This is a genomic window from Paenarthrobacter aurescens (assembly GCF_025421775.1).
In the GTDB taxonomy this organism is placed as follows: Bacteria; Actinomycetota; Actinomycetes; order Actinomycetales; family Micrococcaceae; genus Arthrobacter; species Arthrobacter aurescens_B.
The window spans coordinates 1-274 of sequence record NZ_JAOEFX010000222.1; the positions used below are offsets into that span (position 1 = coordinate 1).

Sequence of the window (274 nt, forward strand, 5' to 3'; positions counted from 1 at the left end):
GGCGGTGGGTCGCTCGGGTGAGCTGGCCAGCAATTGCCGTGCTGCCGCGTAAGCGCCTTCACTAGCGCAGTCGGCAGAAACGATCCATTCGGGCCTGACCGGACAGCCGGCGTCGTTCATTGCTTTCTCGACCCCGCCGCGGCGGGTTCCGGGAAGCTGGAAGTCTTGGTCGTAGGCATCGTGGCCCGTGATGTGCGCGATTGTGGTATGTCCCAGGCCAAGAAGGTGGTTGGTGGCTTTACGGGCGATCCCGGTGTCGTCGATCCGGATGGTC

Annotated in this window: 1 protein-coding gene; it reads right to left on the minus strand. The window is 64.2% G+C overall.

From position 1 onward, the window contains the following. On the minus strand, positions 1 to 274 hold a 274-nt coding region (locus N7568_RS23395), incomplete at both ends, for a substrate-binding domain-containing protein (RefSeq protein ID WP_261612098.1).